We start from the raw sequence: 20,376 nt of genomic DNA, 5'->3' as shown, positions 1-20,376 counted from the left end.
CATGCACCGCCGCGACGAAGCGCCTCTGCGGGATTGGCGCGCAACTTGCTTCTTTCTTGACCTGCCTTGCTGGCGTTCTTGCCGAAATTTTGGGGAAAACGAATGCGTTTTGTGTCTTTCAGGCCCGCGGCCTCAGTCCTCGCTACCACTGCGCTGTTGCTCATTGCCACCGCGCCGTCGCAGGCACAGACCAGGGCGGAGACGTTGCGCTATGTCACGGGATCAGCGGTGAACACGCTCGATCCCAACATCCCCGGCTCGACGCGCGAGTCCTTCGCGCTGAGCATGAGCACGTATGACCGGCTGGTGGCGTTCGGCCGCAAGCAGCTCAACGGCAAATGGGTGTTCGATCTCGACACGATCACCGGCGAGCTCGCTGAATCCTACGACGTCAGCTCCGATGGCCTGAAGCTGACCTTCCGCCTGCGCAAGGACGCCAAGTTCCAGGACGGTTCGCCTGTCACGGCCGACGACGTGAAATGGTCGCTCGATCGCTGCGTCACCGCGCCGATCCTCGGCAAGGCCCAGTTGCTGACGGGTTCGTTGACGTCGGCGGACCAGTTCAAGGTGATCGATCCCCTCACCATCGAGGTGACGCTGCCGAAACCCGACAAGCTCGCGCTGCCCAATCTCGCCACCGTCTATCCCCTGATCATCAACTCGAAGGTGGCAAAAGAGCACGCGACGCCGGATGATCCCTGGGCCACCGCATGGCTGAAGGAGCACACCGCCGGCAGCGGTGCTTATGTGGTCGAGACCTTCAAGCCGGGCGAGCAGGTCATCCTCAAGCGCGACGAGACCTGGAACCGCGGTTCGGCCAACAAGCCCGCATTCTTCAAGCGCGTGATCATTCAGTCCGTGCCGGAGCCGGCGACCCGCGCCAACCTGGTCGAGCGCGGCGATGCCGACCTCGTCGTCGATCTCCAGGCCAGCGACGTGCAGTCGCTCGAGGCCAAGGGCAAGCTCAAGGTGGTCTCGACCCCGCAGTACAATGCGATCACCTATGTCTCGATGAACAACCAGATGCCGCCCTTCGACAACGTCAATGTCCGCCGTGCCATCGCTTACGCGCTGCCCTACGACGACATGTTCAAGGCCGCCCTGTTCGGCCGCGGCGCGCCGCTGTTCGGCGCGACCTGGCCGGACGGCAAGCCGCTGAACGGCATCTATCCGTTCCAGCAGCCCGTGAAGGTCGACCTCGACAAGGCCAGGGAATACCTCAAGGCCGCCGGGCTCCCCGAGGGTTTCTCGACTACCTTCAGCTTCAACGTCGGCCAGTCCTCGACCGCGGAGCCGATGGCCGCGCTGGTGAAGGAGTCACTCGGCAAGATCGGGATCAAGGTCGACATCCAGAAGCTGCCGGACGCACAGATGTCCACGCAGATCAACGAGAAGAAGCTTCCCTTCTACACCGAGGGCATCGTAGCGTGGTTGCCGTCGACTGATTACTTCTACCGCAACTTCTACACCGGCAATCAGCGCTGGAATTACAGCTCGATCAACAACCCGGATCTTGCCGCAATCGCGCAGGAGGCGCGTTTCGAGCCGGACAAGGCCAAGTATGAGGAAGCCGGCCGCAAGCTCAACGCGATGCATGTCGATCTGATGCCGCAGATCATGCTGTGGCAGCCGAACCAGGATGCGGTAATGGCGTCGTCGGTCGAAGGCTACACCTACGAGTTCCACCGCCAGGTCGACTATCGCGACGTCAGCCGCAAGTGACGTCGGACAACGAGAGGAGCTCTCAGAGGTGACGACCGGTCTTGGTGCAACCATGGTACGGGCGGGCAGGCGGCTTCTGTCATCACTGCCGGCGCTGTTCGGTGTGCTGGTCTTCACCTTTCTGCTGATGCGCGTGTTGCCCGGCGACCCCGCGGTGTTCTTCGCCTCGGGGCCCAATGCCGGCAAGGAGGAGATCGAGCAGATCCGCAAGCAGATGGGGCTCGACAGGTCGGTGCCGGAGCAGCTCGTGTTCTATCTCTCCGACATCGGCCACGGCAATCTCGGCCGCTCCATGATGACGGGACAGCCGGTGCTGAAGGACCTGCGCGAACGGCTGCCGGCTTCGCTGGAGCTCACCTTCACGGCGCTGCTGATCGCGCTGATCGCGGCGGTGCCGCTCGGCGTGGTCGCGGCCTTGAAGCCTGGCTCGATCGTCGATCACGGCGTGCGGCTGTTCTGCGCGCTCGGCGTCTGCGTGCCGACCTTCGTCTCGGGCCTGCTGCTGATCTACGTCTTCTACTACCTGCTCGGGCTGGCGCCTGATCCGACCGGGCGGATCGACGTCTTCACCTCGCTGCCGCCGCAGCGCACCGGCTTCCTGTCGATCGATTTCCTGCTCGCGGGTGATATCGAGGGCTGGTGGGCCGCCTGCAAGCAGCTGATCCTGCCGGCGGTGAGCATGGCCCTGTTCGTGATCGCGCCGCTGGCGCGGATCACGCGGGCCTCGATGCTGGTCTCGCTCGGCAGCGATTTCGTCCGCACTGCGCGCTCGGTCGGATTGTCCTGGCACAAGGTGGTCGTCACTTATGCGCTGCGGAACGCGATCCTGCCCGTCATCACCATCGCCGGCATCGTGTTCTCGACCATGCTGGGCGCCAATGTCCTGGTGGAGAAAGTGTTCTCCTGGCCGGGCGTCGCTTCCTACGCGCTCGATGCGCTCCTATCCTCCGACTATGCGCCCGTGCAGGGTTTCGTGCTGCTGATGGCCAGCCTGTTCGTGCTGGTCAATCTCGTGGTCGACATCTGCTACGGCATCGCCGATCCCAGGGTGTCGATCGAATGACCAGCGCAACTCTCCGCCATTCGGTCTGGATCCTGCGCGGCAACCCGCTCACCGCCGTTGCCGCGGCCGGCGTTGCGCTGTTCGTCCTGATTGCGATCTTCGGGCCCTGGATCGTGCCCTATGATCCCGTGGTCTCCAATGTCTCGGAGGCTCTTTTGCCGCCGAGCGCGGCCCATCTGGCCGGCACCGACCAGCTCGGACGCGATGTGTTCAGCCGCCTCATCATCGCCGCGCGCCTCGATCTCGCCATTGCCGTCTCCGCCGTCGGCATCTCCTTCGTGATCGGCGCCGTCGTCGGCGCGTTCTGCGGCTATGCCGGCGGTAAGCTCGATCGCGGTGTCGGCGGCTTCGTCGATGTGATGATGGCCTTTCCGCTGTTCGTGCTGGCGATGGCGATGGTTGCCGCCTTGGGCAACCGGATCGAGAACATCGTGATCGCGACCGCGATCATCAATCTTCCGTTCTACATCCGCTTCGCGCGCGCCGAGGTCAACGTTCGCCGCAATGTCGGCTGGGTGGAGGCCGCGCGTGCCTGCGGGGAGAGCCATTTCTCGGTGGTGCTGCGCTTCCTGCTGCCGAATATCCTGCCGGCGATGGCGGTGCAGATCTCGCTCAATCTCGGCTGGGCCATTCTCAACGCGGCCGGCCTGTCCTTCATCGGCCTCGGCGTCAAGCCGCCGACGCCGGAATGGGGCATCATGGTCGCGGAGGGCGCGCGCTTCATCTCGACCGGGCGATGGTGGCTGGTGGCCTTTCCGGGCCTCGCGCTGATGATGGCGGTGCTGTGCTTCAATCTCCTCGGTGACGGGATGCGGGACATTCTCGACCCGCGGATGCGCACATGAGCGAGGAGCTGCTAGGGATCAACGACCTCCACGTCTCGTTCTCGACGCGGCGTGGCATGGTCGAGGCCGTGCGCGGCGTGACGCTCACGGTCGAGAAGGGCGAGATGCTCGGCCTCGTCGGCGAGAGCGGCTCGGGCAAGTCGGTCACCGGCTTTGCAACGACGCGGCTGCTCGATGCGGCCGGGCGCGTCACCGGCGGCAAGATCCTGTTTCGCGGGCAGGACGTCACAAAACTCAGAGGCGAAGACCTCCGTCAGCTCCAGGGCGCCGCGATGTCCATGATCTTCCAGAATCCGCGCGCGGCGCTCAACCCGATCCGCGCGATCGGCCTGCAGATCGCGGATGCGATCCTCACGCATAAGAAGATATCGAAGGACGCCGCGCGCGCCGAGGCGCTGGAGCTGCTGCGCGCGGTCCAGATCCGCGACCCCGAGACGCGGATGAACGCCTATCCGCACGAGCTCTCCGGCGGCATGTGCCAGCGCGTGATGATCGCGATCGCGATTTCCTGCAATCCTGCACTGCTGATCGCCGACGAGCCGACCACCGGCCTCGACGTCACGACCCAGAAGGTGGTGATGGATCTGCTCGCAGACATTGCCGCCGCGCGTGGCATGGCGACGATCCTGATCACGCACGACCTCGGTCTCGCGGCGCGCTATTGCCGCCGCATCGCCGTGATGGAGCGCGGCCGCATCGTCGAGGAAGCGAGCCCCAAAAAGCTCTTCAGCGCACCGCAGCACGCCTATACTCGCCGCCTCGTTGCGGCATCGCCGACCGCGACGTCGCGGATCGAGGATCTCGTGACGGAGGAGGAGCGGGAACGGCATGCGACGATCGTCAGCAAGCCAAGGCAGGAGCTCCCGCACGGGACGCCACCGCTCCTCGAGGTGCGCAAGCTCGCCAAGCGTTTTGACCAGGGCTCCGCTGCGGTCGCGGATTTCTCGATGACGATGGCCGGCGGCGAGAGCGTCGGGCTCGTTGGCGAGTCCGGCTCCGGCAAGAGCACGACGTCGCGGATGATCTGCCGCCTGATCGACCCGAGCGAAGGCGATATCGTGTTCGACGGCCAGTCGATCGGCCATGTCGCCTCGCGTGACTTCCATCGCTCGCCGCTGCGCAAAGACATCCAGATGGTCTTTCAGGACCCGAACGAGAGCCTCAACCCACGCTTCACGGCGTTCGACTGCGTTGCCCATCCCCTGATGCGGCTCGACGGCATGCGTGCGGGTGATGCACTGCGCAAGCGGGTGGAAGAGTGTGCGGAGCGGGTGGGCTTGCCGCTCGATCTGCTGCCGCGCTTTCCGCACCAGCTCTCCGGCGGCCAGAAGGCCCGCGTCGGCATTGCCCGCGCCATCGCCTGCCGGCCGCGGCTGCTGGTGCTGGACGAGCCGACCGCCGCGCTCGACGTTTCGGTGCAGGCGGTGGTGCTGCAACTGCTCGACCGTCTCAGGCGCGAGAACGACATCGCGCTGCTGTTCGTCAGCCACGATCTCAATGTCGTGCGTATGCTCTGCGACCGCACCATCGTGCTGCGCAATGGCGGCATCGTGGAGCAGGGGGAGAGCCGGGCGCTGTTCGACAATCCCAAGACCGACTACACGCGCAAGCTGGTCGAGGCGATTCCGCATATCGAGACCGGACCGGCACTGGCGGCCGCGCTTTGACGCCTGAACCGGTCGTAATCCCGATGAGATCCCGCTGGCGAAGGCCTGGTTAGTGGCATACCATTTGCACGCCAATGGGTTCTGGTTTCACCTGCCTTTGGCCAACGATGGCCGGCATCACGGCACTACTGGGAGGATTTCATGGATCGCAGGACCGTTTTGAAGGGACTGGCCGGCGCGGGCGGTCTGGCATTGACCGGCCTCTCGGCCCCGGCGATCGCACAAGGCGCCTCTGCGCGCACCCTGCGCTTCGTGCCGCAAGCCAACCTCGCCAATTTCGATCCCATCTGGGGCACGCAATATGTCGTGCGCAACGCGGCGGCGCTGGTCTGGGACACGCTCTACGGCGTCGATGCCAAGCTTCAGCCGCAGCGTCAGATGGTCGAGTCCGAGGAGACCACCGACGACGGCAAGACCTGGACCTTCAAGCTGCGCCCGGGTCTCAAGTTCCATGACGGCGAGCCGGTGCTGAGCAAGGACGTCGTCGCGAGCCTGTCGCGCTGGGCCGCGCGCGATCCAATGGGTCTGATGATCCTCGCGATCCAGCAGGAATTGACTCCGGTCGACGACCGCACCTTCAAATGGGTCCTGAAGCAGCCTTTCCCGAAAATGCTGTACGCGCTGGCCAAGAACAACGCGCCGTGCTCCTTCATCATGCCCGAGCGCATCGCGAAGACGGATCCGTTCAAGCAGATCACCGAATATGTCGGCTCGGGTCCGATGAAGTTCGCCAAGAGCGAATGGGTGCCCGGCGCCAAGTCGGTGTTCGAGAAGTTCACCGATTACGTGCCGCGGCAGGAGAAGGCGTCGTGGCTTGCCGGCGGCAAGAACATCCTGGTCGATCGCGTCGAGTGGCTGGTGATGCCGGATCCGGCCACCGCTGCCGCCGCCTTGCAGAACGGTGAGGTCGACTGGTGGGAGAACCCGATCTCCGATCTCGTGCCCGTGCTGAAGAAGAACAAGAACATCAGCGTCGATATCGGCGATCCCCTCGGCAATATCGGCTCCTTCCGGATGAACCATCTGCACCCACCCTTCAACAATGTGAAGGCGCGGCGCGCGGTGCTGATGGCGTTGAGCCAGGAAGACTATATGCGTGCGCTGGTCGGCGACGACGATACGTTGTGGAAGCCGCTGCCCGGCTTTTTTACGCCGGACACACCGCTCTACACCGAGTTGGGCGGCGAGATCCTGAAAGGAAAGCGCGATTTGGATGCGGCCAAGAAGCTGCTCGCCGAGAGCGGCTATTCCGGCCAGCCGGTCACATGCGTGGTCGCGCAGGACCAGTCGATCACGAAGGCGCAGGGCGACGTCACCGCGGATCTGCTCAAGAAGCTCGGCATGAATGTCGATTTCGTCGCGACCGATTGGGGCACGGTGGGCGCGCGCCGCGCGATGAAGACACCGCCGGGGCAGGGCGGCTGGAATATGTTCCACAGCTGGCACGCCGGCGCCGATTGCATCAATCCGGCCGCCTACACCGCCATCCGCGCCAATGGCGACAAGGCCTGGTTCGGCTGGCCCAACAGCCCGAATACCGAGAAGGAGATCACGGCCTGGTTCGACGCCAAGAATCTCGAGGAAGAGAAGGCCGCGATCGGGCAGGTCAACAAGGCGGCGCTCGAGGATGTCGTCTACGCGCCGACCGGCTTCTTCCTGACCTACACGGCATGGCGCAAGAACGTCTCCGGCATCACCAAGGGGCCGCTGCCGTTCTTCTGGAACGTGTCGAAATCCGCATGATGGTACGCTGAAGCCAGATGCTCTCTTACATCCTCCGTCGCATCGTCTCGACCTTGCCGGTGATGGCAATCGTCGCGCTGTTCGTGTTCAGCCTGCTCTACATCGCGCCGGGTGACCCCGCCGTGGTGATCGCGGGCGACCAGGCGAGCCCGGAGGATGTGGAGCGCATTCGCCAGAGTCTGGGTCTCGACCGTCCTTTCCTGATCCAGTTCGGAAGCTGGGTCTGGCGCATTCTGCACGGCGATCTCGGCACCTCGATCTTCACCAACCTTCCGGTCTCGACGATGATCGGACAGCGTCTCGGGCCGACACTGTCGCTGATGATGGTCACGCTGCTACTCACCATCGTGGTCGCGGTGCCGCTTGGCGTCGTGGCCGCGTGGAAGGCGGGGAGCCTGATCGACCGCGTCATCATGGCATTCGCCGTGTTCGGCTTCTCGCTGCCCGTCTTCGTCGTCGGCTATATCCTCGCCTATGTCTTCGCACTCGAGCTCGAATGGCTTCCGGTGCAGGGCTATACGCCGCTCACGGAAGGCTTCTGGCCGTGGCTGCAAAACCTGATCCTGCCGTCGATCGCGCTGGGCTGCGTCTACATCGCGCTGATCGCGCGCATCACGCGTGCCACCATGCTTGAAGTCTTGCAGCAGGACTATATCCGCACCGCGCGCGCCAAGGGCCTCGGGCAGGGCGGCATCCTCTTCGTTCACGCGCTGAAGAATGCCGCGGTCCCGATCGTGACCGTGATCGGGATCGGCATCGCGCTCCTGATCGGCGGGGCGGTCGTCACGGAAAGCGTGTTCGCGATCCCCGGCCTCGGCCGACTCACGATCGACGCGATCCTGCGCCGCGACTATCCCGTCATCCAGGGCATCGTGCTTCTCTTCAGCTTCGTCTACGTCCTCGTCAATCTGATGATCGACGTCATCTATACGCTCGTTGACCCGAGGATCCGCTATTGACCGATACGACCGTCAATCCGCAAGCGCTGCCGGCCGGCTTCGTTCTCGCGCCGCAACTGCCTGAAATCCTGCGGCCGGTCACGATCCGGCGCGGCTTCCTGGGATTCTTGCGCGGCCATCCGACCGTCGCGATCGGCGGCGCACTGCTGCTGGCACTCGTCTTCATCGCGATCTTCGCGCCGTACCTCTGGACAGTCGACCCGACTGCGCTCGCGCCCGCCAAGCGCACGCGGGCTCCGTCGGCACTCTACTGGTTCGGCACCGATGTGCTTGGCCGCGACATCTATTCGCGCGTGCTATTCGGTGCGCGGGTCTCGCTCACGGTCGGCCTGTCAGTTGCGATCTTCGCCTCCGTGGCGGGTCTCGCCATCGGCATGGTCTCCGGTTTCGTCCGCTGGGCCGACGGCATTTTGATGCGCTTCATGGACGGTTTGATGTCGATCCCGCCAATTCTGCTCGCAATCGCGCTGATGGCGCTGACGCGCGGCAGTGTCGGCAACGTCATCCTGGCCATCACCATCGCCGAGATCCCGCGGGTTTCCCGTCTTGTCCGTAGTGTGGTGCTGTCGCTGCGCGAGCAGCCCTATGTGGACGCCGCGGTCGCCTGCGGCACGCGCACGCCGATGATCATCCTGCGCCACATCCTGCCCAATACGCTGGCGCCGATGCTGGTCCAGGCGACTTACATCTGCGCCAGCGCCATGATCACCGAGGCGATCCTGTCCTTCATCGGGGCGGGCACGCCGCCGACCATTCCGTCCTGGGGCAACATCATGGCCGAGGGCCGCGCGCTGTGGCAGGTCAAGCCCTACATCGTGTTCTTCCCGGCGGCGTTCCTCTCCGTCACCGTCCTCGCCGTGAACCTGCTCGGCGACGGCCTTCGCGATGCGCTCGATCCGCGCATGGCCAAGAGCCTCTGATGTCGAGGGGTTGATCGCGATGGCCTTGCTCGAAGTCGAGAACCTCCAGACCCACTTTCGCACGCCCGGCGGCATCAACCGTGCGGTCGACGGCGTCTCCTTTCATGTCAACGAAGGCGAGACGCTCGCCATCGTCGGCGAATCCGGCTGCGGCAAGTCGGTGACCTCGATGTCGCTGATGCGGCTCATTCCAGAGCCGCCGGGCAGGATCGCAGGCGCCGTCCGCTTCGCGGGCAGGGACCTGCTGCAACTGTCCGATCGCGAGATGCGCGCCATCCGCGGCAACGATATCTCGATGATCTTTCAGGAGCCGATGACGAGCCTCAACCCGGTTCTGACGGTCGGCCGCCAGATCCGCGAGACGCTGATGATCCATCAGGGCCTGGACAAGCAGGCGGCCGAGGCGCATGCGATCGAGATGCTGACGCTGGTCGGCATTCCCGAGCCGAAGCGGCGCGTGCGCGAATACCCGCACCAGCTTTCCGGCGGCATGCGCCAGCGCGTGATGATCGCGATTGCGCTGGCCTGCAATCCAAAGCTCCTGATCGCCGACGAGCCGACCACCGCGCTCGACGTGACGATCCAGGCGCAGATCCTGAAATTGATGCTCGATCTCAAGCGCCGGGTCGGCGCGGCGATCATCCTGATCACTCACGACCTCGGTGTCGTCGCCGAGATCGCCGAACGCGTCATGGTCATGTATGCCGGCCGCAAGGTCGAGGAGGCGCCGGTGGCCGAGCTGTTCCGCTCGCCGCGTCATCCCTATACGCAGGGCCTGCTCGGCGCCGTGCCGCGGCTCGGCTCGTCACTAACAGGCACCGCGCGGCGTCTCGCCGAAATCCCGGGGCAGGTGCCTGATCTGCGCAAGCCTATCATCGGCTGCGTCTTCGCCGGCCGCTGCGCGCTCGCGACCGATCTCTGCCGCCAATATGCGCCTGGGCTCGAAGAGAAGGCGCCTCGCCACGTCGCCGCCTGCCACTATTCCGCCAAGGGGGCCATCGCGGCATGAGTCCTCCGCTGCTCCAGGTCAACGACCTCAAGAAGCATTTTCCGGTCAAAAAGGGCCTGTTCGGCCGCAAGTCCGAATATGTCTATGCCGTCGACGGTGTCTCGTTCGAAATCGCGAAGGGCGAGACGCTGTCGCTGGTCGGCGAGTCCGGCTGCGGCAAGTCCACGGTCGGCCGTGCCATCCTGCGGCTGTTCGACATCACGGCGGGCCAGGTGATCCTCGACGGCCAGCGCATCGACGACGCACATCCGAGCACGATGCGCCAGATGCGCCGCCGCGTGCAGGTGGTGTTCCAGGATCCGTTCTCGAGCCTCAATCCGCGCATGCGCGTGCGCGACATCCTGGCCGAGCCGATCCGAAATTTCGGCCTCGCCAAATCCGCCACCGATCTCGAAACCCGCGTGACGGCGCTGATGGATACCGTGCGGCTGCCGCGCGAGGCGCTCAACCGCCGGCCGCACGAATTCTCCGGCGGCCAGCGTCAGCGCATCGGCATTGCGCGGGCGCTCGCAGCCGAGCCCGAGCTGATCGTCTGCGACGAGGCGGTCTCCGCGCTCGACGTCTCGGTCAAGGCGCAGATCGTCAATCTCTTGCAGGATCTCCAGCGCGAGTTCGGCCTGGCGCTGCTGTTCATCAGCCATGACCTCGCCATCGTCGAGCACATGACTCACCGCGTCGCGGTGATGTATCTCGGCAAGATCGTCGAGGTGGCGCCGCGCCGCGAGATCTTTGCCGCGCCAAGGCATCCCTATACCAAGGCGCTGCTCTCCGCGGTGCCGCTGCCCGAGCCCGGCGCCCAGCGCAATCCCATCATCCTCAAGGGGGACGTGCCGAGCCCGATCAACCCGCCGAGCGGGTGCCGCTTCCACACCCGTTGCCCATACGTCTTCGACCGTTGCCGGACGGAGGAGCCGATGCTGCGTTCGACCGGACCCGAGCAATGGGTGGCCTGTCACCTCGAAGAGGCGCCGTAGGCCTTCAGCCCTGGCGGCGCAGGAAGCCCGTGATGGTGACTTTCTCCCAGATGCCGGCTGCCGCAAACGGATCGGCGCGGTTGAAGGCTTCGACCTCGGCGCGGCCGGGCGCCTCGATCAGGAACAGGCTGCCGATCATGCTCGCGCCGTCGTCGGAGACCAGCGGCCCAGACATCACGATCTTGACGCCGAAGCGCGATGTGTCGCTCAGGAAGGCCTTGTGGGCGTCGTAATTGGCGAGCCGGGTCGGCAGCGCGCTGGCGCGGTCGAGGGCGTGAATGGCGAACAGCATGATGTCTCCGTTGACGTGTCGGTGTTCTTGGACGGCCGCGGAGGCGGCCGTCCATGCTTGTGATGATCGGTTGGGCTACTTGGCGCCGAGCTTGCCGGCGTCCTCGAAGGTCGGGCAGGTCCGTTGCTCCAGCGGCACGTCGAACGGCTGGTAATTGTCCTTGGTGATGACGGTCGGCTTCAGCACGATCTCGGAAATGACAGGCTGGTTGCGCAAGCTGCGGATCGCCATCATGGCGCCGAGACACCCTTGCGCAAATCCGTTGTAGTCGCCGCTGGCGAGCAGCTTGCCGGACTTGATCGCGTCGATCGCCTCCTTGGTGCCGTTGATGCCGATCACCTGGGCCTTGCGGTTGGCGCCGTCGAGCGCCTCGATCGCGCCGACCGCCATGGCGTCGTTGGCCGCCAGCACGCCGTCGATCTGCGCGTTCGACTGCATCAGGTTTTCCATGACCTGGAGCGCCTGCAGCCGCTGGTAGTTGCCGGGCTGCGAGGCCAGCAGCTTGGCGCCCGAATTCTCCTTCAGCGCGTCGTTGAAGCCGCGGACGCGATCGACATTGGTCAGCGAGCCCTTGACGCCCTCGATGATGACGATGTTGCCCTTGCCGCCCAAAGTCTTGAGCAGGAAACGCGCGGTTTCCAGTCCGAGGCTGTAATCGTCGGCGCCGACGAAGGAGAGGAACTTGCCGCCGGCGGAGCGGTCGGTGATGTTGACGACGGGGATTTTCGCCTCGTTGATCTTCTCGACGCCCGGCACCATCGCCTTGTAGTCGACCGGCGTGAAGACGATCGCGCTCGGCTTCTTCACCACGACGTCCTCGATCTGGCTGAGCTGCTCGGGGATCGAGTCCGGCTTGGTCGGGATGTACTGCAGCGTCTTCGCATTCAGCGCTTTCGCCATGTTGTCGGCACCGACCCGCACCGTCTGGAAGAACGGATTGGTCTGGTTCTTGGTGAACACGGCGATGGTCTCGCCGTCGGCGCGCGCCTGTGTCGTGAACGCGGCCGCCATCAGCAGCGGCAGCGCCAAATAACCCATTTTCTGTTTCATGTAGCCTCCATCCCTCATTTTGCTTGTTGGATTTCTAAGAGCTCATTGCGCGCGGCGGCGGGTCTTCATGTCGAGCCAGACCGCGAGAATGACGATGATGCCGGTGACGAGCGGCTGCCAGTTGGCGCTGACCGACAACAGGTTCATGCCGTTCAGCACTAGCGTCAGGATCAGCGCGCCGATGAAGGTGCCGAACACGGTGCCGACACCGCCGAACAGCGAGGTGCCGCCGATCAGCACGGCTGCGATCGCGGGCAGCGTCAGGCTTTCGCCGATGTCGGCTTCGGCCGAATTGAGCCGCGACAGGAAGATGATCGAGGCCAGTCCCGCCATGGTGCCTGATACCGCGTAGACCAGCAGCAGGCGCCGCGCGACCGGAATGCCGGAGAGGCGGGCGGCGACCGGATTGGCGCCGATCGCATAGATCTCCTGGCCCCAGATCGTGCGCTGCGCAAACAGCGTTCCGATCCCGAGGAACACCAGCAGCAGATAGACCGGGATCGGCAGGCCGAACAGATAGCCGCTGCCGATCTGGCGGAAGCCTGCCGGGAAGCCGTGAAGGGTTTCGCCCGCCATGTACCAGTAGGTGAGGCCGTTCAGCACCCAGAGCATGCCGTAGGTGGCGATGAAGGAGGGGATGCGGAGCGCGGTGACCATGATGCCGTTGAGCAGGCCAACGATGCCGCCGCAGGCGAGCCCGGTGAGGATGCCGAGCGCCGGCGAGCCGGTCTTGTGGATCACGGTGCCGGCGATGCAGGCCGACAGCGCGACATTGGCGCCGACGGAGAGATCGAGGCCGGCGGTGAGCACCACCAGCGTCAGGCCGGAGGCGATGAAGAAGGTCAGGCTCGCTTGTCTCAGCACGTTGAGGATGTTGCCGAGGCTCAGGAAGGAGTCGCTGAGCACGGCGAGCACCGCGCAGATCAGCAGCGCTGCGAGCAGGCGATAGAACACCTGGATCGCGTCCTGCGACAGGAACGAGCGGGGCGGCGAGAGGGCCTCTTTGGAGATGTCGGTCATGCGCGGCTCCGGAGGCCGTCGAGGAAGAGAGCGACGATGACGAGGACGCCGACGCTTGCGACCTGCACCGAGGAGGGCATCGAGATCAGGTTGAGCCCATTGCGAAGCACGCCGACCGCGATCACGCCGAGCAACGTGCCGAGCAGCCAGCCATTGCCGCGCTCGAACGAGGTACCGCCGACCGCGACCGCGGCGATGGCGTCGAATTCCAGGCCGAGGCCCGCGGTCGGGTGGCCGGAATTCATGCGCGCGGTCATCAGCAGGCCGGCAATGCCGGCCATGGCGCCGCCGATCGCGTAGACCGCGATCAGCAGCTTGTTCGGCGAGAGGCCGGCATAGCGCAGCGCCTCGCGGTTGCCGCCGAGTGCGAAGATGTAGGTGCCGAAGCGGGTGTGGTAGAGCAGTCCGTGGAAGGCCGCATAGGTCACCAGCGCCATCACGATCGGCACGGGCACGCCCAGAAGCGTCGCCGAATAGATGTCGCGCACGCTGTGGGGGATGCCGACCACGCTCTGGCCGTCGCTGACGATCAGCGACAGGCCCTGCGCCATGCCGAGCGTGCCCAGCGTCGCGACGAAGGGCGGAATGCCGACGATGGCGACCAGCCAGCCGTTGGCGAAGCCGAAGGCTGCGCCGACGAGAAGCCCGGCGCCGAGGCCCAGCAGCATCGACTTGGTCGCGAGCGACACGATGGCGACGCAGAGCGAGGTCAGCGTCAGCACCGCGCCCATCGACAGGTCCAGCCCCTCGGTCATGATGATCAAGGTCATCGGCAGCGCCAGCATGGTCAGGATGGTCGACTGCACCAGCACGTTGGAGAGGTTGGCGACCGACAGGAAGCCGGGCGCGATCGCGCTGAACAGGGCGATCAGCAGCACCAAGACGATGGCAACGCCGGGAATGCGTTGCAGCGGATTGGGTTGAGAGACGACCGCGGCTTCACGCATGATGCATCCCCAGTCGCACGATGTTCTCCTCGGTCAGTTCGCTGCGGGTCAGGTGTCCGGCGATGCGGCCCTCGCGCATCACATAGGCGCGGTCGCAGACATGGCAGATCTCGACCTGCTCGGACGAGATCATCAAGGCCGCCGCGCCTTCGGCGACCAGCCGGTCGATCAGCGCAAAGATCTCGGACTTGGCGCCGATGTCGATGCCGCGCGTCGGCTCGTCGAAGATGAAGAGCTTCGAGCCGGCCGCCAGCCACTTGCCGATCACGACCTTCTGCTGGTTGCCGCCCGAGAGCAGGCCGACAATCTGGCGCGCGCTCGGGGTTGCGATGCGCAGCTGCCGGATCAAGCCGTCGGACGTCCGCTGGGCGCTACGCTGGTCGAACAGGCCGCTCGGGAACAGCTTTCGCAGCGCCGACACCACCAGATTGTCGCTCACCGACCGCAGCAGCGCGAGGCCCTCGCTCTTGCGGCTCTCCGGGATCAGCGCGATGCCGCGGCGGGCGGCAAGGTCAGGCTCGCCGGAGATGGCCTTGCCGTCGAAAATAATCTCGCCTGACGTCACGGCATCGGCGCCGAAGATGGCGCGGGCGACCTCGCTGCGGCCGGAACCGACCAGGCCGCACAGGCCGACGATCTCGCCCCGGCGTACCTCGATGTTGATATCGGAGATGCCGGTCGACGAGCTCAAGCCCTTGACCTCGAGCAGCAGCTCGCCGGGCTTGTCGGCAAAGTTGCGCGGATAGGTCATGTCCACGTTGCGGCCGACCATCATGCGGACGAGCTGGTCCGGCGTGACGTCTGCGGGGCGAACGCCGTCGATGCGGCGGCCGTCGCGCAGCACCGTGATGCGGTCTCCGAGCGCGAACACCTCGGCCATGCGGTGGGAGATGTAGACGATGGAGACGCCGTCGGCCTTCAGCCGCGCGATAAGCGCGAACAGCAGCTCGGTCTCGCGGTCGGACAGCGCCGCCGTCGGCTCGTCCATGACCAGGATGCGCGCGTTCTGGCTGATCGCTTTCGCGATCTCGACCATCTGCTGCTGCGCCACCCCTAACTTGTCGACGGTGGTGGAGGGATCGATCTCGAACCCGATCGTGCCGAGCACGCGCCTGGCGTCGGCCAGGATCTTGCGGCGGTCGATGGTGCCGGGAATGCGGCCCTTCGGCTCGCGGCCGAGGAAGATGTTCTGGGCGATATCGAGATGGGGGACCAGCGAGAATTCCTGGAAGATCACGGCAATGCCGAGCCTCTGCGCATCCGCGGTCGAGGAGATCGCGACCTTGTCGCCCTTGTAGTAGAACTCGCCGGCATCGGCGCGGTAGGCGCCGCACAGTACCTTCATCAGGCTCGACTTGCCGGCGCCGTTCTCCCCCAACAGCATATGGACTTCGCCGGGGAAGACGGCAAAGGAAACATCATCCAGCGCCTTGACGCCGGGAAACTCCTTGCTGATGCCGCGCAGCTCCAGCAGAGGCGCGGGTGAGGCGGGCTCGATAGCCAATGCGGCGCTGCTCATGCGTGCACTCCGCTCGCGAAGATCTTTCCGGGATTCATCAGTCCATCAGGATCGAGCGCGGTCTTGATCGACCGCATCACATCGACGGCCTCGCCGAGTTCATCGGCGAGATAATCGATCTTGCCGAGCCCGATGCCGTGCTCGCCGGTGCAGGTGCCGTCCATCGCGATCGCGCGGGCGACCATGCGGGCCTGAAGCGCCTTGGCGCCTTCGGCCTCGTCCGGCTTTGCCGGGTCGATCAGGATCAGCATATGGAAATTGCCGTCGCCAACATGGCCGACGATCGGGGCGGTGAAACCGTGCTCGTCCGCGTCGCGCCTGGTTTCGGTCAGGCATTCCGCCAGCCGCGAGATCGGCACGCAGACATCGGTGATCACGGCGCGCGCGCCGGGCCGCAAGCCCAGGCCCGCATAAAGCGTGTTGTCGCGGGCGTGCCAGAGCCGGCTGCGGTCTTCCTGCGCTTTGGCCCAGGCAAAACCATGGCCGCCATGGTCGGCGGCGATCGCCTGCGCGGCTTCGGCCTGCTCGGCAACGGAGGTCTCGGAGCCGTGGAATTCGAAGAACAAGGTGGGGGCCTCGCGATAGCCGAGCTTCGCGTAGGCGTTGATGCCGCGCATCATGACGTCGTCGAGCAGCTCGATGCGTGCCACGGGGATCGCGGACTGGATCACGGAGATCGCGGTGTCGACGGCATCGTGCAGGGTGTCGAAGCTGCAGACAGCGGCCGAGATCGCCTGCGGCACCGGGTGCACCTTCAATGTGACTTCGGTGATGACGCCAAGCGTGCCTTCGGCGCCGACGAACATCCGCGTCAGGTCATAACCGGCGGCCGATTTGCGTGCGCGCCTTGCGGTGCGGATCACGCGCCCGTCGGCCAGCACCACCTCGAGCGCCATGACATTGTCCTTCATGGTGCCGTAGCGCACCGCCATGGTGCCGGACGCGCGTGTGGAGGTCATGCCGCCGATCGAGGCGTCGGCGCCGGGGTCGATCGGAAAGAAAAGTCCGGTGCCGCGCAGCTCCGCATTGAGCTGTTTGCGCGTGATGCCGGGCTGCACCACGACATCCATGTCGCTGTCGTGCACGGTCAGCACCTTGTTCATCCGGGCGAAGTCGAAGCAGACGCCGCCGGCGACCGCGGCCGCGTTGCCTTCGAGCGAGGTGCCGGCGCCGAACGGGACCATCGGCATGCCCGCGCTAGCGCACAGCTTGACGATCTCCGCGACTTCCTGCGTGGTTTCAGGGAAGACGACGATGTCCGGCGGCAAATTGCGATAATGCGATTCGCTCTGCCCGTGCTGATCGAGCACGCCGCGCGCGACGCTCGCGCGCGGGCCGATCATGCCGGTGAGGCGATCGGCCAATATGCTCGTGCTGACCCGCGGTCCCATCCTCAGCTCCCGTCTGCTCCCTGTTGCCGGACTCTTGTTGGTCCGCCGTCGCTCAAGCCTAGGCGGCTCGCGCGTTGCTCGCGACCTGCTTCAGGCCGAAATCGTAATTGAGGTGGAAATAGTCGCGCTCCACCATGCGACCATCCGGCGCACGGCCGGCAGGGTGGCCAGTGAATTCGCGGATCAGGCTGTCCTTGACGCCGAACACCACGTCAGAGTCGAGATATTTGTCACCGGCGACGAACACATGGGTTACGAGCTGCTCGAAACCGGGCGCCGAGATCATGAAATGCACATGCGCCGGACGCCAGGGATGGCGGCCCTGCACCTCCAGCATCTCGCCGACAGGGCCGTCATGCGGGATCGGATACGCCGCCGGCTTGATCGACCAGAAATGGAAACGGCCATTGGCGTCGGTATGGAAGCGCGCGCGCATCGCGAGATCGCCGATGTCGTCGAGCTGCTGCACGTCGTAATAGCCGTCATCGTCGGAATGCCAGACATCCACGATGGCGCCCGCAAGCGGTTGTCCGTCGACGGTCGAGACCGAGCCTGTGACCAGCATCGGATCGCCTTCCATCGGGCCGGAGATATCGGCGCCGCTGTCCTTCTCCGGCGCGGCCTGGACGAAGAACGGGCCGAGCACCGTCGTCTCGGTCGCGCCTTCCGGCACGGGATGGTTGATCGCGTCGACCAGCATGGAGACGCCGAGCGTGTCGGACAGCAGGATGAACTCCTGGCGCTTGTCGTCGCACATGTGCCCGGTGCGGGTCAGGAAATCTATGCCGTATTCCCATTCCTTCTGGGTCGGCCGGACCTCGCGGACGAAGGCGTGGAGGTGGTGCACCAGCGCTTCGCTGACCTCCTTGATGCGTGGATCGGTTGCGTCCTTGATCCGCTCCAGCACCGCGTCCGTGATCGTAGTCTCGTTGAAGTTGCGCATAGGTGTCTCCGCGATCAGAGTTTGGGTTCGCCAAGCCCGGACAGACGTTCCAGGTGCTTGACGGTCGCGATGAAGTCGGTGTCGCCGTCGCCCTGCGCGATCAGCGAGCCATAGGTCTCGCGCACCTGCGCCGCGAGCTGCAGCGGCACGCCCACGGCGTGGCCGGCGCCGAGGATGAGATCGAGATCCTTGGCCATCTGCTTGCAGGAGAAGGTGGACTCGAAATCGCGCGTCCGCAGCGGCGCGGTCTTGTACTTCACCATCGGCGAGGCCGCCGCGCTATCGTCGAGCACCTTCAAAATGTCCTGCCAGGCGATGCCGCCCTTGCGCGCCAGGGCCAGGCTCTCGGCCATCATTGCCGCCGAGACTGCGATCATCAGATTGACCGAGAGCTTTGCGTAGCGGGCTTCCTCGGCCGGCCCGAGATAGGTCTGGGCGCGGGTGAAGGCGGCGAACAGAGGCTTGGCGTTGTCGAAGGCATCCTTCGGCCCGGAGACGAAGCAGGTCAGCGCACCCGTATGAACGATGCTGGCATTGCCGGAAACCGGCGAACGCAGATAGGCAATGCCGCGCGCCTGTGCGGCGGTCGCAACTTCAGTTGAGGCCTCGACGCTCACGGTGCTGGTCTCGATCAGAACAGATCCAGCCGCCATCGCGGCGATCAGACCAGCGGGGCCGAGCAGCGCGCCGCGCAAGGCTGCGTCATCGGGCAGGGACGTGATGATCGCGGCCTTGCCGCTCACGGCCTCGGCCGGCGAAGCGGCAATCGAGATGCCTTGTGCACGCGCCTCGTTGATCCGGGCTGCGCTCTGATCGAATGCGGTCACGGCGTAGCCGGCCTTGGCGACGAGCGCCGACATCGGCAGGCCCATCTTGCCGATCCCGATGAAAGCGACATTCCTTGAAGCGTCGGTCATTGATCTCATCCATTGGCGCCTTCAGGCGGCGCGTCCCTGTCGTTCGATGTCCTGCACCAGCCGCCGGCCGGATTGGGCCAGCAATTCTTTCTTCGCGTCCAACCCGTCAACCAAAAGCCGGCCATCCCGCTTCTTCCAGGCGCCGCCGATCATCACAGCCTCGATATTGGCGAGGCTCGTCTGCATCACGACGGTCGCGACGGGATCGTGCACCGGGACAAGGTTGAGATCGGATGCGTTGATGATGACGAGGTCAGCGAGCTTGCCCGGCGTCAGCGAGCCGATCTGGCCTTCGCGGCCGAGCATGCGGGCGCCTTCGGTCGTGATCCAGCGCAGCGCCTCGCGGACGGGGATCGTGGTGGTCGCCGGAATGGTGCCGCTCACTTGACGCGACTCCGCATTGTCCAGCGCCCGCTGCATCGACAGCGCGACGCGGGCGACGGAGAAGAGATCGCCGGCCAGCACGGATTCCAGGTCGATCCCGATGGTCGGGCGCACGCCGCGCTTGAGCAGCCGTCCGGTGATCGGGAAGCCGTGGCCCTGGATCATCTCGTTCTCCGGCGTCACCGAGAAGGACACGCCGAGGTCGACCATCTTGTCGAGGAGATCGTCGGGCAGATCGTTGCCATGGACGATGTTGATGCCGGCGCCGACGAGGCCGGCCTCGACCAGCTTCTCCCAGCCGCCGGGCGTCTTGGCCGGACCGCCGCCTTGATGCATGGATGCGATCAGGTTGAGCTCGCGCGCCAGGCGGAAGTCGTGCATGGCGACATCGAGCGTCGAATAATGCGGGCCGAGAATGGCAAGCCCGAGCGTGACGAGGCCGTCGCGGTCGGCGAGGGGACCCGCCAGCAGCCGCTCGACCTCGCGGCGCGGATGCGGGATCTCGGAGAAATGCGGCTCGCCCGGTTTCGGCTCGGGCTTCGGCGAGCCATGGAAGAAGGCGGCGCGGATGCCGCTCTCGATCAGGCCGCGCACGGCGGCATCGGTATGATCAGGCGTTGGATTGTTGTGGCACCAATCGACCAGCGTGGTGGTGCCGCAATTGATCTGGTTCAGCGCACCGACGAGGGTCGCAATGTAGATGTCGTCGGGCCGGAATACGGTCGCGAGCCCGGCATGCATGCGGCGGAAATATTCCAGCAGCGTCCAGTTCGCGGCATAGCCGCGCAACGCGGTTTGCCAGGTGTGCATGTGCGCGTTGATCAGGCCGGGGATGACGATCCGGCCGTTGCCGTCCACGATCTCGGTCTCGGCTGCAGCGCTGCCGAGGTCGATCGATGGGCGCACGTCGACGATGCGGCTGCCCTCGACCAGCACATCGCCGGTGTTGAGGTCGCCAATCGCGTCATCCATGCTGATGATGACAGCTGATTTGATCAGCGTGCGCCGCAT

Annotated in this window: 18 protein-coding genes; 9 read left to right on the top strand and 9 right to left on the bottom strand. The window is 65.3% G+C overall.

The window, feature by feature from the left end:
- Positions 1-102: 102 nt before the first annotated feature.
- From ACVJ5M_RS33450 to ACVJ5M_RS33410, 9 genes are all read left to right on the top strand, one after another.
- A complete protein-coding gene (locus ACVJ5M_RS33450; protein WP_283018578.1) occupies positions 103-1,722 on the top strand; it encodes an ABC transporter substrate-binding protein in 1,620 nt (539 codons plus the stop codon).
- A gap of 28 nt (positions 1,723-1,750) precedes the next feature.
- On the top strand, positions 1,751-2,785 hold the full coding sequence (locus tag ACVJ5M_RS33445) for an ABC transporter permease (protein WP_063984406.1): 1,035 nt from the start codon (positions 1,751-1,753) through the stop codon (positions 2,783-2,785).
- A complete protein-coding gene (locus ACVJ5M_RS33440; RefSeq protein ID WP_456679572.1) occupies positions 2,782-3,630 on the top strand; it encodes an ABC transporter permease in 849 nt (282 codons plus the stop codon). The genes ACVJ5M_RS33445 and ACVJ5M_RS33440 overlap by 4 nt, the downstream gene beginning before the upstream one ends.
- Positions 3,627-5,297, top strand: coding sequence for a nickel ABC transporter ATP-binding protein NikE (gene nikE, locus ACVJ5M_RS33435; RefSeq protein ID WP_063984405.1), 1,671 nt, complete (start codon positions 3,627-3,629; stop codon positions 5,295-5,297). The genes ACVJ5M_RS33440 and nikE overlap by 4 nt, the downstream gene beginning before the upstream one ends.
- A 141-nt stretch (positions 5,298-5,438) precedes the next feature.
- Complete coding sequence (locus ACVJ5M_RS33430) at positions 5,439-7,040, top strand: ABC transporter substrate-binding protein (protein ID WP_231144494.1); 1,602 nt, start codon at positions 5,439-5,441, stop codon at positions 7,038-7,040.
- A 17-nt stretch (positions 7,041-7,057) separates the two neighbouring features.
- Complete coding sequence (locus ACVJ5M_RS33425; RefSeq protein WP_063984403.1) at positions 7,058-7,999, top strand: ABC transporter permease; 942 nt, start codon at positions 7,058-7,060, stop codon at positions 7,997-7,999.
- Positions 7,996-8,919, top strand: coding sequence for an ABC transporter permease (locus ACVJ5M_RS33420; RefSeq protein WP_063984402.1), 924 nt, complete (start codon positions 7,996-7,998; stop codon positions 8,917-8,919). The genes ACVJ5M_RS33425 and ACVJ5M_RS33420 overlap by 4 nt, the downstream gene beginning before the upstream one ends.
- Positions 8,920-8,938: 19 nt before the next feature.
- Complete coding sequence (locus ACVJ5M_RS33415) at positions 8,939-9,928, top strand: ABC transporter ATP-binding protein (protein WP_063984401.1); 990 nt, start codon at positions 8,939-8,941, stop codon at positions 9,926-9,928.
- On the top strand, positions 9,925-10,902 hold the full coding sequence (locus ACVJ5M_RS33410) for an ABC transporter ATP-binding protein (protein ID WP_063984400.1): 978 nt from the start codon (positions 9,925-9,927) through the stop codon (positions 10,900-10,902). The genes ACVJ5M_RS33415 and ACVJ5M_RS33410 overlap by 4 nt, the downstream gene beginning before the upstream one ends.
- A 4-nt stretch (positions 10,903-10,906) precedes the next feature.
- Here ACVJ5M_RS33410 and ACVJ5M_RS33405 read toward each other — a convergent pair whose 3' ends face one another.
- The 9 genes from ACVJ5M_RS33405 to ACVJ5M_RS33365 form a co-directional block, all read right to left on the bottom strand.
- Positions 10,907-11,194, bottom strand: a complete 288-nt coding sequence (locus ACVJ5M_RS33405; protein ID WP_063984399.1) for a YciI family protein — start codon at positions 11,192-11,194, stop codon at positions 10,907-10,909.
- A gap of 75 nt (positions 11,195-11,269) precedes the next feature.
- Positions 11,270-12,244, bottom strand: coding sequence for a sugar ABC transporter substrate-binding protein (locus ACVJ5M_RS33400; RefSeq protein WP_063984398.1), 975 nt, complete (start codon positions 12,242-12,244; stop codon positions 11,270-11,272).
- 42 nt (positions 12,245-12,286) lie between these two features.
- Positions 12,287-13,264, bottom strand: a complete 978-nt coding sequence (locus ACVJ5M_RS33395) for an ABC transporter permease (protein WP_014496503.1) — start codon at positions 13,262-13,264, stop codon at positions 12,287-12,289.
- Positions 13,261-14,211 (bottom strand): ABC transporter permease, encoded by a 951-nt coding sequence (locus ACVJ5M_RS33390; protein ID WP_063984397.1) that lies wholly within the window; start codon positions 14,209-14,211, stop codon positions 13,261-13,263. Before ACVJ5M_RS33390 ends, ACVJ5M_RS33395 begins: the two co-directional genes overlap by 4 nt.
- Complete coding sequence (locus tag ACVJ5M_RS33385) at positions 14,204-15,730, bottom strand: sugar ABC transporter ATP-binding protein (protein ID WP_063984396.1); 1,527 nt, start codon at positions 15,728-15,730, stop codon at positions 14,204-14,206. The genes ACVJ5M_RS33390 and ACVJ5M_RS33385 overlap by 8 nt, the downstream gene beginning before the upstream one ends.
- Positions 15,727-17,121 carry an FAD-linked oxidase C-terminal domain-containing protein gene (locus tag ACVJ5M_RS33380; protein ID WP_063984395.1) on the bottom strand — a complete coding sequence of 465 codons (1,395 nt, stop codon included), beginning with the start codon at positions 17,119-17,121 and terminating at the stop codon, positions 15,727-15,729. The genes ACVJ5M_RS33385 and ACVJ5M_RS33380 overlap by 4 nt, the downstream gene beginning before the upstream one ends.
- 58 nt (positions 17,122-17,179) lie before the next feature.
- A complete protein-coding gene (locus ACVJ5M_RS33375) occupies positions 17,180-18,064 on the bottom strand; it encodes an intradiol ring-cleavage dioxygenase (protein ID WP_063984394.1) in 885 nt (294 codons plus the stop codon).
- A gap of 14 nt (positions 18,065-18,078) precedes the next feature.
- Positions 18,079-18,981: an NAD(P)-dependent oxidoreductase gene (locus tag ACVJ5M_RS33370; protein ID WP_063984393.1), complete on the bottom strand. Its 903-nt coding sequence runs from the start codon at positions 18,979-18,981 to the stop codon at positions 18,079-18,081.
- A gap of 21 nt (positions 18,982-19,002) precedes the next feature.
- On the bottom strand, positions 19,003-20,376 hold the full coding sequence (locus ACVJ5M_RS33365; RefSeq protein WP_063984392.1) for an amidohydrolase family protein: 1,374 nt from the start codon (positions 20,374-20,376) through the stop codon (positions 19,003-19,005).

The sequence above is a fragment of the Bradyrhizobium sp. S3.7.6 genome (genome assembly GCF_054061875.1).
This window is presented reverse-complemented; position numbering and strand designations above follow the sequence as displayed.